This is a genomic window from Devosia sp. LC5 (assembly GCF_000735585.1).
Lineage (GTDB): Bacteria > Pseudomonadota > Alphaproteobacteria > Rhizobiales > Devosiaceae > Devosia.
Window position 1 is genome coordinate 72,904 of record NZ_JNNO01000008.1, and the last position, 15,559, is coordinate 88,462.

General features: G+C 62.9%; 13 protein-coding genes and 2 tRNA genes. 8 read left to right on the top strand and 7 right to left on the bottom strand.

Annotated features, from left to right (window positions below):
* Positions 1–35: 35 nt before the first annotated feature.
* From cls to FF80_RS05805, 6 genes are all read right to left on the bottom strand, one after another.
* Positions 36–1,487, bottom strand: a complete 1,452-nt coding sequence (cls, locus tag FF80_RS05780) for a cardiolipin synthase (protein ID WP_244445716.1) — start codon at positions 1,485–1,487, stop codon at positions 36–38.
* Between the two features lie 255 nt (positions 1,488–1,742).
* Positions 1,743–2,792, bottom strand: a complete 1,050-nt coding sequence (locus FF80_RS05785; protein WP_035098442.1) for a cysteine synthase A — start codon at positions 2,790–2,792, stop codon at positions 1,743–1,745.
* A gap of 152 nt (positions 2,793–2,944) precedes the next feature.
* Positions 2,945–3,409 carry an SRPBCC domain-containing protein gene (locus tag FF80_RS05790; RefSeq protein ID WP_035098444.1) on the bottom strand — a complete coding sequence of 155 codons (465 nt, stop codon included), beginning with the start codon at positions 3,407–3,409 and terminating at the stop codon, positions 2,945–2,947.
* A gap of 131 nt (positions 3,410–3,540) precedes the next feature.
* Positions 3,541–3,616: transfer RNA gene (locus FF80_RS05795), tRNA-Asn, on the bottom strand.
* Between the two features lie 103 nt (positions 3,617–3,719).
* Complete coding sequence (locus FF80_RS20840) at positions 3,720–4,328, bottom strand: NTP transferase domain-containing protein (protein WP_052153227.1); 609 nt, start codon at positions 4,326–4,328, stop codon at positions 3,720–3,722.
* Positions 4,325–5,539 carry a benzoate/H(+) symporter BenE family transporter gene (locus FF80_RS05805; protein ID WP_244445717.1) on the bottom strand — a complete coding sequence of 405 codons (1,215 nt, stop codon included), beginning with the start codon at positions 5,537–5,539 and terminating at the stop codon, positions 4,325–4,327. The genes FF80_RS20840 and FF80_RS05805 overlap by 4 nt, the downstream gene beginning before the upstream one ends.
* Positions 5,540–5,891: 352 nt before the next feature.
* Between FF80_RS05805 and FF80_RS05810 the strand changes: the two genes are divergently transcribed.
* Positions 5,892–6,185, top strand: a complete 294-nt coding sequence (locus tag FF80_RS05810; RefSeq protein ID WP_035098446.1) for a hypothetical protein — start codon at positions 5,892–5,894, stop codon at positions 6,183–6,185.
* A gap of 10 nt (positions 6,186–6,195) precedes the next feature.
* Here the strand turns inward: FF80_RS05810 and FF80_RS05815 are convergent.
* Positions 6,196–6,269: transfer RNA gene (locus tag FF80_RS05815), tRNA-Cys, on the bottom strand.
* A gap of 187 nt (positions 6,270–6,456) precedes the next feature.
* Between FF80_RS05815 and FF80_RS05820 the strand changes: the two genes are divergently transcribed.
* From FF80_RS05820 to FF80_RS05850, 7 genes are all read left to right on the top strand, one after another.
* A complete protein-coding gene (locus tag FF80_RS05820) occupies positions 6,457–6,639 on the top strand; it encodes a hypothetical protein (protein ID WP_035098449.1) in 183 nt (60 codons plus the stop codon).
* Between the two features lie 132 nt (positions 6,640–6,771).
* The gene (locus FF80_RS05825) at positions 6,772–7,428 is read left to right on the top strand and encodes a protein-L-isoaspartate O-methyltransferase (protein WP_035098450.1); all 657 of its coding nucleotides are present in this window, start codon (positions 6,772–6,774) and stop codon (positions 7,426–7,428) included.
* Between the two features lie 148 nt (positions 7,429–7,576).
* A complete protein-coding gene (locus tag FF80_RS05830; protein ID WP_160172798.1) occupies positions 7,577–8,926 on the top strand; it encodes a TolC family outer membrane protein in 1,350 nt (449 codons plus the stop codon).
* Between the two features lie 226 nt (positions 8,927–9,152).
* Positions 9,153–9,917, top strand: a complete 765-nt coding sequence (locus FF80_RS20845) for a DUF2497 domain-containing protein (RefSeq protein WP_052153228.1) — start codon at positions 9,153–9,155, stop codon at positions 9,915–9,917.
* 522 nt (positions 9,918–10,439) lie between these two features.
* Entirely contained in the window at positions 10,440–13,199 is a 2,760-nt protein-coding gene (locus tag FF80_RS05840; protein WP_035098457.1) for a valine--tRNA ligase, read from the top strand.
* An 8-nt stretch (positions 13,200–13,207) separates the two neighbouring features.
* Positions 13,208–14,215, top strand: a complete 1,008-nt coding sequence (locus FF80_RS05845; RefSeq protein ID WP_052153229.1) for a CorA family divalent cation transporter — start codon at positions 13,208–13,210, stop codon at positions 14,213–14,215.
* A gap of 528 nt (positions 14,216–14,743) precedes the next feature.
* The gene (locus FF80_RS05850; RefSeq protein ID WP_052153230.1) at positions 14,744–15,556 is read left to right on the top strand and encodes a tetratricopeptide repeat protein; all 813 of its coding nucleotides are present in this window, start codon (positions 14,744–14,746) and stop codon (positions 15,554–15,556) included.
* The last annotated feature ends 3 nt before the right edge of the window (positions 15,557–15,559 follow it).

The following is a 15,559-nucleotide window of genomic DNA, read 5'->3' on the forward strand; positions in this document are numbered from 1 at the left end:
CGTTCGGGCCGGGTGAGGGGGCCTTGCTTCACGGCCTAAAGCACCGGCGACAGCAGCCGCGCCGCTTGCGTCAAAAACCGCATCGGCCAGGAACGCGCCTTGGCCTCGTCCAGTCCCACCTGCCGGCAGCTCTTGAAATCCTCCAGCAGCATGGTCTCGACGCCGTCGATGGCCTTGCGGTCGGTGAACCACAGCGTGATCTCGAAATTGATCGCAAACGAGCGGTTGTCGAAATTGACACTGCCCACAGTGGCGATCTGGTCATCCATCAGCACCACCTTCTGGTGCAGGAACCCATCGGTATAGCGATAGACCGAAATGCCATGCTCGATCATCGCATCGGCATGAGCAATGCTGGCCAGCCAGACCAGCTTGTGATCCGGCTCATTGGGCAGCATGATCCGCACATCCACTCCGCGCAGTTGTGCGGCGAACAGCGCCGTGCGGATATCGGTGTCCGGCACGAAATAGGGGCTGACGATCCACAGCCGCTCCCGCGCCCGCCCGATCAGGTCGGTATAGGCAATGGCGCATTCTTCCAGCTTATCCGCCGGCCCGCTGCCCATCACCAGCACTGATTGATCGCCCGGCGTGGCTACCGTCTCGGGTGGCGCCGAGGGCAATACCTCGCCCGTCGCCCATTGCCAGTCCTCGCGGAACAGCAGCGCACAGCCCAAAGCCGCCGGACCCGACACCCGCACATGCGTATCGCGCCAGCGCCCGAATTTTGGGTCGAGCCCCAGATATTCCACGCCCACATTATGCCCGCCGACCCAGGCATGCTCGCCGTCCACCACCACGATCTTGCGGTGATTGCGATAATTGATCCGCATGGGCCCATAAAAGCGCAGGAATTTGTGGCGCTGGTTGAACCCGGCCACCTTGATCCCTGCCTCGCGCAATTGCGTACGATAGCGCTTGGGCATGCCCGTGCTGCCCACGTCGTCATAAAGCAGGTAGACCTTTATCCCCGCCTGCGCCCGCTCGATCAGCCGCTCGGCCAACTCCTGCCCCAGCGCGTCGTCGCGCACGATGTAGAATTGCACCAGCAGGTATTCCCTGGCCTTGGCGATGCCTTCAAAGATGGAATCGAACGTCGCCTTCCCATCCACCAGCAGTTCCACCTCGTTGCCGGTCAGAAACGGCACTTCCGACACCTTGGTCTGCACCGGCCAGAGATGGCTGGTTTCCCGGTCGATCAACGCCAGGTCCTTGGCCCGCAGCGGCCGGGCGGCGCGGCCATTGCGGATGCGGTCTGTGGCGTAGTCGTCAAACGCCTTCCAGCCAAAGGTCAGGTAAAGAAATGCCGTCGGAAAGGGCAGGGCGATCAGCGATAGTAGCCAGGCGATCGAGCCCTGCGACGTCCGCGAATTCATGATTTCCCGTATCGCGCAGACCAGCGCCAGCAGATAAATCGCAGCCGTCAGCGCCGCAAAAATATGCAGATCCGCGATGATACTGCCCAGAATATATTCGATGCCGACCAATGTGCCCGCCCGGATTCGTGGTGGGCCACTGTATCAGCCAAGCGGCATTGGACAATGGCGACAAAAGCGGACGGTGGCGGACCCGCCAGTGAATATCGGCGCGCTTCACCTCGCCCCTCAGGGGAGAGGTCGACGGCGAAGCCGGCGGGTGAGGGGTGCGATGCTTCCGCGTTCGATAGCGCCCAGCATGGCACCCTCACCCTCTCCCCTGAGGGGACGACAGAACCGCTGGAGCCGATGTGTATCCCCGGCCGCCTAGATCGTCGCCGGTGCAATCACATCCGAAATATCGATCGGCGCGCGCTCTTCCAGCCAGTTGGGCACTGGCAGTCCCTTACCGCGCAGGAATTCCGGGTTGAACAGTTTGGACTGGTAGCGGTTGCCGTAGTCGCACAGCATGGTGACGATGGTTTTTCCGGGTCCCAGATCACGCGCCATGCGCACGGCGCCCGCGATATTGATCGCGCTCGAGCCGCCCAGGCACAGCCCCTCATGCTCGAGCAGGTCGAACACATAGGGCAGGGCTTCGGTATCCGAAATCTGGTAGGGATTATCCACCTTCAGCCCTTCCAGGTTCGCCGTGATGCGGCCCTGGCCGATGCCCTCGGTGATCGAATTGCCCGAGGATTTCAGCTCCCCATGCGCATAGAAATTGTAGAGCGCCGCTCCCTCCGGGTCCGCCAGCCCGATTTTCACATCCTTGCTGCGCGCCCGTAGCGCCTCCGCTACGCCCGCCAGCGTGCCCCCTGACCCCACGGCGCAGATGAAGCCGTCAATCCGACCGTTGGTCTGCTGCCAGATTTCGGGCCCGGTGGTTTCCACATGCGCGCGCTTGTTGGACACATTGTCGAACTGGTTGGCCCAGATCGCGCCGCCCGGCAGCTCTTTATTGAGCTTTTCGGCCAGTCGGCCGGAAATCTTGATGTAGTTGTTCGGGTCTTTGTACGGCTTGGCCGGAACCTCGATCAGCTCGGCGCCATAAAGCCGCAGCGCGTCCTTCTTTTCCTGGCTCTGCGTCTCGGGAATGACGATCACCGATTTGAAGCCCAGCGAATTGGCCACCAGCGTCAGCCCGATGCCGGTATTACCCGCCGTGCCCTCGACAATCGTGCCGCCCGGCTTCAGCGCCCCGCTCTTGACCGCATCATGAATGATGAACAGCGCCGCCCGGTCCTTGACCGATTGGCCGGGATTTAGAAACTCAGCCTTGCCCCAGATGTCGCTGCCGGTCAGCGCCGATACGCGGTTGAGACGGATCAGCGGCGTATTGCCGATCGCGGAAATCAGGTCTTCGTGCTTGGCCATGGATCGACAATCTGTGAAGGACTGCGGCGAGCCTATGTGCCGCCACTCATGGCCGCAAGCCTTCGGCAGGGGAATGGCATGCCATTTCGCTCCAAGCCATTGTCAGGCAAGGCTTTTGGGCGATAGCGCTGCGCGCCAGAATATCATTCCCGCTATTCCATCACCTCGGCCAGCGCTTCCAGCGCCGCATTCCAGGCTTCGATCGAAAAGATGCGCGATTCCGCGTCCGCATGCGCCAGGCCGCGCTCGGTAATGGTCACCTTGGTTTGGTCTTCGCCCACGGCCTTGAAGTCGATTTCGAGCACGAAGATCATATCGTCGTCGTCCCCGTCCTCGTCCTTGCTGACCCAGGACATGACCAGCTTCTCGTTTTCAACGAATTTCAGCACATCGCCGCTGACCACATGCTGCTCGGGGTCTTCATCGTCGCCAAAGGTCACGAAGCGATATTCACCGCCCTCGAAAGCGTCGAATTCGGCCTCGTCGGCCTGCCACTGCTCGATCAGCGCCGGATCGGTCCAGGCCGCGAACACGTCATCGATATGGGCGTCGATCGTGCGGGTCAGGGTGATCTGGCTTTCGCCATCGATGTCGCTGCCATTGCCGTTGCTGGTCATGAAAGGCGCCTTTCTGTCACGTGATCTCCTCCCTAAACCCGCGCCTGCGGCCAGGCAATGCTGTGCGGATAAGGAGCAAAACAAAAGCCCAAGCCAGGTGACCGGCTTGGGCTTTTTGTATTTCGACCGATTGGCTCCGCGAGTAGGACTCGAACCTACGACCCAGCGGTTAACAGCCGCTTGCTCTACCAACTGAGCTATCGCGGAAGACTTTCGGTGGCCTTCTTGCGAAGGCGAGGTCCGTGTACCGAACTTGATTTGCTTTGCCAAGCCCTCTTTGCAGCCCGGTGTGAATAACTTCACATTGGTGTCACACGTTGCGCGCCCGGCGCTGCAGCGCGATCAGGTCCGCCAGCGTATTCAGATTGGCAAATGGGTCCTGCTCATAGCGGTCGCGCCAGTCATGACGGCGCGCATCCAGCTGCCGATGCAGCGCCTTGAGGCTGGGCGCCGAGGTGCCGTCACGAACCTGGCCGGGCAGGGCGCCGAGCGCTTCGAGCTGCCACGCCGCATTGGGCGGGTAGAATGCCTCATCCCAGGCAGCATAAACCGCCGCCGCGTCTCCCAGCGCTGCCGCCATGGTCGCTGCAAATCCCTGCGGCAAAAACGGCGTATCGACAGCCACCGAAACCAGAATGCCGCTCCGCACCCCATTGAGCTGCAGCGCATCTACAGCCGCCGCCAACCCGGCCAGCGGGCCGCCTACCGGCCCATCGAGATCGCGAACCGCCAGCAGCCCGGCATCCGCCTTCAATGTCCCCGGCCCGGTCGCCAGCAACAGCGGCTCCGCCACATCGCCTAGCGCCCGTCGCACCCGCTCGACCAGCTTCACCCCGCCAATCCGCAAGTCGCCCTTGCGCACGCCACCCAGCCGCTGCCCCTGGCCACCAGCAATGATGACGGCGTAAGGCGCGCTCACATGCCCTCCGGGCCCTTGGGCCGGGCAATGCCCAACCGCAGCAGGATCAATATGGCGATCCCGCCCACCAGCCCCCAGAACGGCGCGCCGACTCCAACAATGGTGATTCCCGAAGCGGTCGTGACAAAGGTGAAAATCGCCGGCAACCGCGATTCCTCAATCGCCAAGGCCCCCGACAGCGACGCCGACAGGCTGGACAGCAAGGCCAGCCCGGCCACCGCCTGGATCAGCAGCGGCGGCGAAGCAGCGATAAACGCCGCCGCCAAACTCGCCGCCGCCCCCAGAAACAGATAGCAAACCCCCGCCGCAGCCGGCGCCGGCCAGCGCTTGCCCTTGTCCGGATGCGCCTCCGGCCCGGCACAGATCGCGGCGGTAATCGCCGCCAGATTGCTCGTATGCCCGCCAAAAACCGCCGTCACCGCGCTGGCAATGCCGGTCATGACAAACAGCGGCGCCGGCGCCAGCTCAAAGCCATTGGCCTTCATCACCGCCAGCCCCGGCAGATTCTGCGAGGCCATGGTCACGATATAGAGTGGCAAGCCGATGCGGATGATCGCGTCCCACGTGAACACCGGCATCACCGGCACGAGATTCGGCCAGGTCCCATCCAGCGTTCCGGGCGGCAGATGCGTCGTCGTCGCCAGCACGATTCCCGTTACCACCACGGCGATCGGCACGGCATAGCGCTTGGCAAAGCGTAGCCCGACCACCCAGGCCAGCAGAATCGGCAGCGCCAGCAGCGGCATTTCAGCCACGGCATTGATCGGCGCCAGGCACAGCGTCAGCAACATGCCCGCCAGCATGGCATTGGCGATCGGTGCGGGAATCGCCGCAATCAGCCGCGCCAGCGGCTTGATCAGCCCCGTCAGCACGATCAGCCCCGCCGCCACCAGAAACGCCCCGGCCACCGCCGGAAATCCGCCCACCGGCTCGCCCACCGTCAGGATGAACGCCACCCCCGGCGTCGACCACGCAAAGCTGACCGGCAGCTTGAGCCGCGAGCTGACCACGATATTGAGCACGCCAATGGCCAGGCACACCGAGAATAGCCCTGAGCCCGCCTGTTGCGGCGAAGCCCCAGCCGCCGTCAGCGCCGCCAGAACCAGTGTGAATGTGCTGGCATAGCCCACCACGGCGGCCAGCGCACCAGCCATGATCGGTTGCAGATATTCGCGCCGGCCATCGGCGATGGCGGCTGGTACATGCGTCACGGCGTTCCCCCAGGACAAGCGGCAATACGGCCCCGATAGATAAGGCCGAGCAAACCTATGCAAGCTGCCCGCGCGCGTGAAGCACAAAGTGCATGGCGGTCCGTTCCCTAAAATTGCTGCTGTTAAGGTGAACGAACGGTTTTGCTGGCGTTCAGGCGCACCAGGCTAGACAACTTGCGGGAGCCCGGATGAACCGGGAACGCCCACGAGAGAGCGGTCCCCCGCCGCAACAAGGCCGCTCTCTCGGTCGGCCTTTAAGGCCGCTTGCTACAGTCCATCCCAGGTTGAAAATCAACTCACCCCACGCCACGTAGAACGCGCAGGTCAATCTGGCCTGATGGGAGAGAGCGTCATGTGGTTGGCATTCGGCATTGCCGCGCTCATTGGGGTGTTGCTCGGCAACGGTATTCCCCATTTCGTCAGCGGTATCAGCAGGAAAAATTATCCGTCACTCGCCGGCGAGGGCGCGGTCCCCAACCTTGTTGGCGGATGGATTCTGTTCAACCTGGCAGGAGGACTGGCACTCTTCCAATGCGCGACCCTGGTTGCAAACCCGGTCGCCAGTGCGGTCGGTCTATCGATTGGCCTGCTGGCTATCGGCCTGTTCCACGCTTCCGGTGGTGCCTACCGCATCAGCGGCAAGTGAAAACTGCTGCTGGAGGCCACGCCCGGAATTGAACCGGGGTACGCGGATTTGCAATCCGCTGCGTCACCACTCCGCCACGTGGCCTCTAGGCGCTGCTATCTACGGCGCGCCAAGGGGTTATGCAATACCTCAGGTTTCCGAAGCGTTATTTTCCGAACAGCGATCTGTGCCGGCTTCGGAATTTTCTGAAAACCGTCCGCTGTCAGCGCCATTTGCAACCGCCGGGGCGGGCTGCGGGTTGCTCTCTTATAGAGGTATGTAGGAGGCTATCATGGCCGAGCGGCATTATAGTGACGGCGCGTTTCTTGAGCCGTTTTTCCTGGGCGTGGCGGTGCTTTGGGTCGTCGGCGCGCTGTTTTTCATCTCCATGTCAGCCATGGGTTCCTCGCGCGTCGGCGGCGCGCCCCCTGGCGCAAACCAAACCCCTGTCGCCGCCGGCAACCAGATGCAATAGGCCCATAGGCAGCCATCCGGCCATTGCAATCCCCTGTTCACAATGTCGCGGCATAATAAGTGGACTTGCCATCATTTGGGGTGAGGGATATTCACGTCCGGCATATGGTTTGATCCGGCAGGGCCTTGTTGAATGGTGGACTACGAGCGCGCTCGCCGCTTCATGGTGGACAATCAATTGCGCACCAGCCACGTCACCGACCGCCGGATTCTGGCGGAGATGGGGCGTCTGCCGCGCGAACTGTTCGTGCCCGAATCCCGCCGCTCCCTTGCCTATATAGATGATGTGCAGCCCCTGGGCGCAGCCGGTTCGGCGCGCTTCATGCCGGCGCCCGCCACCTTCGCCAAGCTGCTGCAACTGGCCGATATCGCAACGGCCGATCGCGTGCTCGATCTGGGGGCAGGGACCGGCTATTCCAGTGCCGTGATCGCCGGGCTCTGCCAGGCTGTGACCGGCATCGAGGAAGATGCCGCCCTGGTCGCCGCAGCCACGCAAAATCTGGCCAATCTGGGCCTGCGCAATGCCACGGTGATCCCCGGCACGGCTGAAGCTGTCTCGGGCCAGCGCTATGATGTCATCATGCTCGAGGGCGCCGTCGATACAGTGCCCGAGGCCTTGTTCGATCTGCTCGCTGAAGGCGGACGCCTCGTTGCTCTGGTGCGTGAAGGCAGCGTTGCCATCGCCCATGTATTCGTGAAAACTGGCGGTAAAGTTGCGGCGCGAGCGGAATTCAACGCCACGTTGCCTTCGCTTTATGCCGGGCCGCGCCCGGTTGAATTTGTGTTCTGAAGGGCCGATTGTGGCGCGGGGGTGTTGCTCCCCGATCACGTCGCAATATTAATCGTGCCTTAAATTTTGGTAGGGCTTGCGGCAGAAGGTTGTGTACCCACATCTGCGGCGCATAGTGTTTGAGTGTCTGGAGACCGGGGCGATGGTTATGCGGAAAAATTTGGTCGCAAGTGTGCTGGCCCTGACTTTGGCGGCGTGGAGTGTTGGCGGCGCGCAGGCGCAATCGATTACACAGGCGCTGACTGCGGCCTATAATTATGCGCCCGATCTGGCCTCGGCCCATTTGGCTGCCAAATCTTCGGCCGAAAATGTGGCGCTGGCCCGCGCCGGCAAGCTGCCGGTCATCGGCGCCTCGGTCGGCAGCACCTATGATTGGTCGATCGCCGGCGGCGACTTCGCGGACAGCACTGTGAGCACGGCTGGCCTCTCCTACAACCAGACCATTTTCGACAACTTCAAGACCGAAGCGCAGATTGAAGCTGCTCGCGCCGGTGCTGAAGCTGCCGAATACCAGATCCGCAATACCGAGCAGAATGTGCTGCTGGCCGTCGTGCAGGCCTATATGGATGTGCTGAGCAATCGCCAGCTCGTCGCCCTGCGCCAGGAAAACGTCAACTTTTACCAGGCGCAACTGCAATCGGCCAAGGATCGGCTGGACGTGGGCGAGGGCACCCGCATTGATGTCGCCCAGGCAGAGGCCCGTCTGGCCCAGGGCGACGCGACCTATCGCGCCTCCCAGGCCAGCCTTGAAATCAGCCAGGCGACCTTCGCCCGCTATGTTGGCGCGCCGCCGCAGAATCTCGACGCTTCGCATAATTACAGCCGCTTGATTCCCAATAGCCTGCAAGGTGCCCTCTCGGAGGCCGAAACCGGCCATCCCGCGATCATGCTGGCCAAGGCCGCCATTCGCGCCGCCCAGGCCGGCAGCGATGCCGCCTCCGCCGCCTTCGGCCCCACTGCTACCGTCTCCGGTCGCATTGGCACCGCGCTTTCCGGCACCACCTTGCAGGGCATCAGCGGTCAGTTGGGCTTCTCCATCACCGTTCCGATCTATGCCGGCGGCGCCATCGGCGCCGGCGTGCGCCAGGCTAATCTCGACCAGATCAAGTCCGAGGTCGATGCCATGTCGGCCTATGACCAGATCCGTGAAGCCGTCATCGCCGCCTGGGCCGGCATCCAGAGTGCCGATGCGCAGATTTCCGCTGCCACAGCCGCCGTCTCCGCCGGCCGCGAAGTGCTCGAAGGCACCATCCAGGAACGCGACCTGGGCACCAGCACCACGCTCGACGTGCTCAATTCCCAGGCCGAGCTGACCACCGCTCGTGAATCGCTGATCAACGCCCAGACCAACAAGGTCATCGCCACCTTCTCGCTGCTCTCCGCCATGGGCCGCCTCACTGCCGGCAATTTGGGTCTTCCCGTCGAGGTCAAGACTGCGGTGCAGTACAACCAGGCCGTTGAAGACGTCTGGCAGGAACTGCGTACCGTCGCCGAGTAACATCTGCGCCACCGCGATCCGTATTTTGTGGCTGGGCTTTGCCCGGCCACAACTTTTAGTGGAAGACCGCAAATCGTGGCCGGTGCGCGATTCCTTATTGTGTGTGGCGGCGTTAAGCTGATGGCAACGAATCAGGCGGGGCTGCGATGGCGGCTGGCCCTGTTCCGGTTCCAGCGCGCATGAGTAAGAGGCCCTTATGAACAAGCCGGCAGCAAAAGAACCTTCAATGGACGAAATCCTGTCGTCCATCCGGCAGATCATCGCCGATGACGATGCCGCCGGGGTGCCGCGCCGGCCTGCCATTCAGGCCGCTCCCCCGCCGATGCAGGCAGCGCCTGCCGTCCCCGCCCCCGGTCCGCTGGATCGCGATCTTAGCGACATGCTCGACGATATCGAGCCGCTGGCGCTCTCGACCACCCAGATCGTGGATGACGAGGAGGACGAAGGCCTGAGCTTCGATGACATCCTGGCCGACACGGAAAACCATGTCGCCCCGCGCATGGCCGCTGCCACGCCAATGGTCGAGCCGGACGACGTGACCTTTGCCGCCGAGGAATCCATACCGGAGCTGCCAGCCTTCAATCCCCCACCGTCCGCCCGCGCTCCCTTCACGCCCGATCCAGAACCCGCGCGCGCTGCCCCCGGGCCGGTCCGCGCCGCGCCCGAGCCGGAGCCCGAGCCGGTCGATGCTGCGCTCGAACCCGAGCCTTTGCGCCCGCGTCCGTCGCTGGCCCAGACTGCGCCATTGCCCGATCCGACCCTCACCGCCGAAATGGCCGAGGAGCTGCTGGAGCCCGCCACCAAGGCTGCCGTCCGCAATTCCATCACCCGGCTCACCGGCCTGGGCATTGGCAATCCCGGCGCTACCATCGAATCCCTGATGCGCGACATGCTGCGCCCCATGCTCAAGGAATGGCTGGACGAAAACCTGCCCTCCGTCGTCGAGCGCATGGTAGAAAAAGAAATCGCCCGCATCTCCCGCGGCGACTAGGTTGCTATAGGACTGAGACACCGATGTCTCAGTCGTCAACCCTCCCTCTTGTGGGCTTCGAGACGTCCTGCAGGGCAAATCGCTCCAGTGGAACGATTTGAGGAGAGAAGGCCATGAGAGCTATGCTCGAATGGCTAGGAAGCGAGATAGGACTTAGCGATAGCTAAGTCCGTTAAATCGAGCAGGGTGGGGGTATCTCTCCGCAACCTTGGTGCACGGAAGTACCCGAATTTGAGGCATCTCGCCGCTTGCGCGATCCCTCCATTCATCGTCATCACCCGGCTAGTCCGGGTGATCCATCCCTCAACGCATGCCGCGGCAATGGATTGCCCGGACAAGCCGGGCAATGACGGTGGAACTTAGCCTGGGTGAATAAGGGCGCTAGCCTCTCGGGCGCGGGTATTAGCGGTCTCCATGCGCTTTCAGTTGACCCCGCACCGCGCTTTTGCTTGAAGTCTGCCAAACCTTTTATTCGGCCCGCCCGGTATCCGTTGGCGGGTCGTTGCTGTTGCGAGTGACCTGATGCTTGAAAAGACCTATGAGCCCGGCGCCGTCGAGGCGCGCATTTCTGCCGACTGGCTCAAGGCCAATGCTTTTGCGGCCGGGGCAGGGGCCAAGCCTGGCGCCGAAACCTATACCATCGTCATTCCCCCGCCCAATGTGACGGGCTCGCTCCATATCGGCCACGCGCTCAACAACACGATTCAGGACATCCTGATCCGCTTCAACCGCATGTTGAAAAAGGACGTGCTGTGGCAGCCGGGCATGGACCATGCCGGCATCGCCACCCAGATGATCGTCGAGCGCCAGCTGATGGAGCGCCAGCAGCCGAACCGTCGGGCGATGGGCCGCGAAAAATTCGTCGAGCGCATCTGGGAATGGAAGGGCGAAAGCGGCGGCGCCATCATGAACCAGCTCAAGCGCCTCGGCGCCTCGGCTGATTTCTCCCGCGAACGCTTCACCATGGGCGAAAACGGCGCCGCCGGCGACCAGATGGTCCGTGCCGTCACCAAGGTGTTTGTCGAACTGCACAAGCGCGGCCTGATCTATCGCGCCAAGCGTCTGGTGAATTGGCATCCGGGCCTCGAAACCGCCATTTCCGATCTCGAAGTCGAAAACATCGAGATCAAGGGCCATATGTGGCACCTGCGCTATCCGCTGGCAGATGGCGTAACCTATCAGTTTCCAATTGCCCACGATGAAGAGGGCAAGCCCACCGAGTGGGAAACTCGCGACTACATCATCGTCGCCACCACCCGCCCCGAAACCATGCTGGGCGATAGTGGCGTTGCCGTGCACCCCGAAGACCCGCGCTACGCCTCGCTGGTCGGCAAGTTCGTCACCCTGCCGCTGGTCGGCCGCCGCATTCCCATCGTGGCCGACGAATATGCCGATCCCAGCCTGGGCACCGGCGCCGTCAAAGTCACCCCGGCCCACGATTTCAACGACTTCGAGGTCGGTGTTCGCAACAATCTCGAGCAGATCAACGTCTTCACCACGCGTGGTGAGATCGTCTCCGCCGAAGCCATCCCCGCGGCCTATCGCGGCATGGATCGCTTCGTCGCGCGCAAGGCTATCGTGGCCGATCTGACCGCCTTGGCCGGGGAGGACCCGACGCGCGGGCTCGACCATATCGAAGACAAAAAGATCATGGTGCCCCATGACGAGAAGAGCAAGCTCGTCGTCATCGAGCCCTTCCTGACCGATCAATGGTGGGTCAAGGCCGACGTGCTGGCCCAGCCGGCCATGGCGTCGGTGCGCGAAGGCCGCACCAAATTCGTGCCCCAGCAATACGAAAACACCTATTTCGCCTGGCTCGAAAACATCAAGCCCTGGTGCATTTCCCGCCAGCTCTGGTGGGGGCACCAGATTCCGGCCTGGTACGGCCCGGATAACCAGGCCTTCGTAGCTTATGACGAAGCCGAAGCGCAGGCCCTGGCCGATGCCCACTACGGCAAACCCGTGGCCCTCAAGCGCGACGAAGACGTCCTTGACACCTGGTTCTCCTCGGCCCTCTGGCCGTTCTCGACCCTGGGCTGGCCCGACGAAACGCCCGAGCTCAAGCGCTATTACCCGACCAGCGTCCTGGTCACCGGCTTCGACATCATCTTCTTCTGGGTCGCACGCATGATGATGATGGGCCTCGAATTCCTCGAGGAAGAGCCCTTCCACACGGTCTACATGCATGCCCTGGTCCGCGACGAAAAGGGCCAGAAAATGAGCAAGACCAAGGGCAATGTCATCGACCCGCTCGAGCTCATCGACCAATATGGCGCCGACGCCACCCGCTTCACCCTCGCCGCCATGGCTGCGCAGGGCCGCGATATCCGTCTGGCGATCAACCGCGTCGAGGGCTACCGCAACTTCGTCACCAAGATCTGGAACGCCGCCCGCTTCCTCGAGATGAACGAGTGCCGCCGCGTCGAGGGCTATGACCCACGCGCCAACAAGCTCCCGCTCAATCGCTGGATCGTCGGGGCCACCGCGCGCGGCGCAGCCGCCGTCACCCAGGGCATCCTCGACTACAAGTTCAACGAAGCCGCCAACGCCGCCTATGACTTCGTCTGGGGCACCTTCTGCGACTGGTTCGTCGAATTCGCCAAGCCGGTCTTCAATGGCACCGACGAAGCCGCCAAGGCCGAAACCCGCGCCACTGCCGCCTGGGCGCTCGACCAGATCCTGACCATCCTGCATCCCTTCATGCCCTTCGTCACCGAAGAGCTCTGGGCGGAAACCGGCAAGTTCGGCCCCGCGCGCGAAAACATGCTGATCCTGACCGAATGGCCCGACCTGTCCGGTCTCGAAGATCCCGCGGCCGATGCCGAGCTGACCTGGCTGATCGACGTGATCACCAATGTCCGCTCCATCCGCAGCGAAATGAACGTGCCCGCCGGCGCCAGGCTGCCCATGGTGGTCGTCGGGGCAGGGGAGACCACGCTCGCCCGGCTGGTCGCCGGCACTTCGCTGATCACCCGCCTGGCCCGCCTCGAAGAAATCTCGCCCCAGGCCAATGTGCCCGGCGGCTCCGCGCAATTCGTCGTCGGCGAAGCCACCTGGGCTCTGCCGCTGGCCGAGTTCATCGACATCCCCACCGAAAAGGCCCGCCTCGAAAAGGAAATCGCCAAGCTCGATGGCGAAGTCACCCAGGTCGACAAGAAGCTGGGCAATGAGCAATTCGTCGCCAAGGCGCCCGAGGACGTGATCGAGGAGCAAAAGGCCCGTCGCGAAGCTGCCATCGATCGGCGCGATCGTATCGCCGAAGCCCTCAAGCGCCTGAGCTAAGAACCGCCATGGATAATATCCCGCGCCAACCGCCTGCCCGCTCCGTGTTCAACGGCATGGTGGGCGTTGGCGCGCTCCTGGTGTTCGATGGCAAGGGCGGCGTCACCCGCCACGAACCCTCGGCAACCGCGCCCGCCGTGCCGTTGCGCGGTTTCAAGCTCATCGTGGGCAATTCAAAATCGCCCGAATTCAAGGTCTGGCTGCGCGAGGAACTGGGCGCCTTCAACGCCGACCTGCTCACCGCCCCCAGCACCCGCGCCCGCTGCACGGTGATGGAGGACAAGGCCCTGGTCATGCTCCGCGTCGCCCGCCCAGGTGCTGCGCCCGACGATGTCGGCCGCCAATTGCTCACCCTCTGGATCGAGAAGGGCCGCGTCATCATTGCGACCGAGCTCAACATTCTCGATTTTCTCGGGCTTCCCCGCTGGGAGCAATCCCACCATGCCCCCGTTTCCCCCGCGGATCTCGTGGCCCGCCTTGGCCTGCGCGCTGCCGACCGGCTCGAGCCACTGATCGAAATGCTGGGCGATGGCCTTGATGAGATCGAGGAAGCCCTGATCCTCAAGAATCACACCAAGGCCCAGGATAATCTCGAACACCTGCGCCGCACGCTGATCAATTTCCGCCGTCTTGTCTGGCCGCAGCGCGATGTGCTCAACACGCTCGAAATCGAAGACCTCTCCTTCTTCACCGCCAAGGATCGCCTGCGCCTGCGCGAAGCCTCAGCCCGTTCCGCCCGCATGGGTGACGAACTGCAGGCCCTTTCCGAACGCGCCGTCCTCGTGCACGAACAGATGATCGATGATCGCGCCGAGCAGATGAATCGCATCATGCTGGTCCTTGCCGCCGTCACCGTGGTCTTCATGCCGCTGACCCTGATCACCGGCGCCCTGGGCATGAACGTCTCCGGCATTCCCTTTGCCGATCACGACAGCGCCTTCTGGCTCGTCAGCCTTGGGCTGGTCGGCCTGGCCTTCGGCATTATCTGGTGGATGCGCGGCCGCCACTGGCTCTGAACCTGCGACAAAATGTGACGATTCAGCAACAGCGCCCGCGATTCACTTTCGGCACTGGCCTCGTCAACACTTTCGCGATGTTTCCCGCCACAATCTCACCCTAAACGAGACGGCATAGGCATCTGGGGGCGGATGGTCTGTGGCGATGGCGCGTCAGCGCATGCTTCTACATTCCTCCCCCGTGCCGGACCGGCAGCCGTCTATTTGTGGTCCTGACAGCAAAAGAGTCAGGAATCACAAGCAGTTTGAGCCGGGGAGGGTGAGACTTTGGACGTGATTGACCCAGAAGCGACAATTCCCGCCGATTTTCGGCAAGCCAAGCGCCGACTTGTGATCGGCATGGCTGGAATCCGGTCACAAACTGGGTTTACCAAAACATTAACGCCTGCTTTCCATGCCACCTCGCGTAGCAGAAACTGGCTGAAACCAACAAGGGACGCCGCCGGCCGGCCTGGCGCGCCCATCACGAGCCCGGATTTCCGGGCCGCGCAAGAGATGCCCGCCTGCTTGCCTGCAGGCAAAAGGAGTATGATGCGGACTATTAGGGATACCTCCCTGATCTCCGTTGCAACGGCACTGACGCTCGCTTTGGCGATGTCGATCACGCCCGCGCACGCGCAGACCGCGGCCGATGCCGCGCTGGATATGGCCAATATGCTCGATGGGGCAGGCGGTGGCGTGTCCGGCGATGCCCTGCTCGCCGCCCTCGAAAACGCCGCCGAAGCCGGCCAGCCCATGGCAATGTGGCAGCTCGGCACCATGTATGAAAATGGCGAAGGCGTCGCCAAGGACCCTGCCAAGGCCTTCGGTTATTTCGCCCAGATCGCCAACGAACATGCCGATGCAGCACCGCGCGGCGTCGAATCCGACATCGTCGCCCAGTCCTTCGTCAAGGTCGGTGATTATTACAAGGAAGGCCTGCCCGACGCCGGCATTCCCGCCGATGCCGAGCGCTCGCACGCCTTGCTGCTGCACGCCGCCACCTATTTCGGCGATGCCGATGCCCAATATCGCGTCGGCCTGCTTTACCTCAATGCCGACGAGCTGGGCGTCAATCCGCTCCAGAGCGCCCGCTGGTTCTCACTGGCTGCCCGCAAGGGCCATTGCCCGGCCCAGGCCCAGCTTGGCCGCCTGCTGTTCAATGGCGTCGAAGGCATCGAAGCCCAGCCCGTCGAGGGCCTGATGTGGCTCAACCTGGCCCAGCAACGCTGCACCGGCACGGTCGATGCCGCCTGGATCAACGACCTGATCAACCAGGCCAATTCCATCGCCACGCCCGAACAGCAAGGCGAAGCCACCAAACTCGCCACCAGCATCGCCCCCCAATTCGCGGGCTTCTGATAG

Excerpts from the sequence above, each read along its gene's own strand:
- FF80_RS05850 (WP_052153230.1), top strand. The coding sequence starts at position 14,744 with ATGATGCGGACTATTAGGGATACCTCCCTGATCTCCGTTGCAACGGCA.
- FF80_RS05840 (WP_035098457.1), top strand. The coding sequence starts at position 10,440 with ATGCTTGAAAAGACCTATGAGCCCGGCGCCGTCGAGGCGCGCATTTCT.
- FF80_RS05790 (WP_035098444.1), bottom strand. The coding sequence starts at position 3,409 with ATGACCAGCAACGGCAATGGCAGCGACATCGATGGCGAAAGCCAGATC.
- FF80_RS05810 (WP_035098446.1), top strand. The coding sequence starts at position 5,892 with ATGTGGTTGGCATTCGGCATTGCCGCGCTCATTGGGGTGTTGCTCGGC.
- FF80_RS05830 (WP_160172798.1), top strand. The coding sequence starts at position 7,577 with ATGCGGAAAAATTTGGTCGCAAGTGTGCTGGCCCTGACTTTGGCGGCG.
- FF80_RS20845 (WP_052153228.1), top strand. The coding sequence starts at position 9,153 with ATGGACGAAATCCTGTCGTCCATCCGGCAGATCATCGCCGATGACGAT.
- FF80_RS05845 (WP_052153229.1), top strand. The coding sequence starts at position 13,208 with ATGGATAATATCCCGCGCCAACCGCCTGCCCGCTCCGTGTTCAACGGC.
- FF80_RS05825 (WP_035098450.1), top strand. The coding sequence starts at position 6,772 with ATGGTGGACTACGAGCGCGCTCGCCGCTTCATGGTGGACAATCAATTG.
- FF80_RS05820 (WP_035098449.1), top strand. The coding sequence starts at position 6,457 with ATGGCCGAGCGGCATTATAGTGACGGCGCGTTTCTTGAGCCGTTTTTC.
- FF80_RS05785 (WP_035098442.1), bottom strand. The coding sequence starts at position 2,792 with ATGGCCAAGCACGAAGACCTGATTTCCGCGATCGGCAATACGCCGCTG.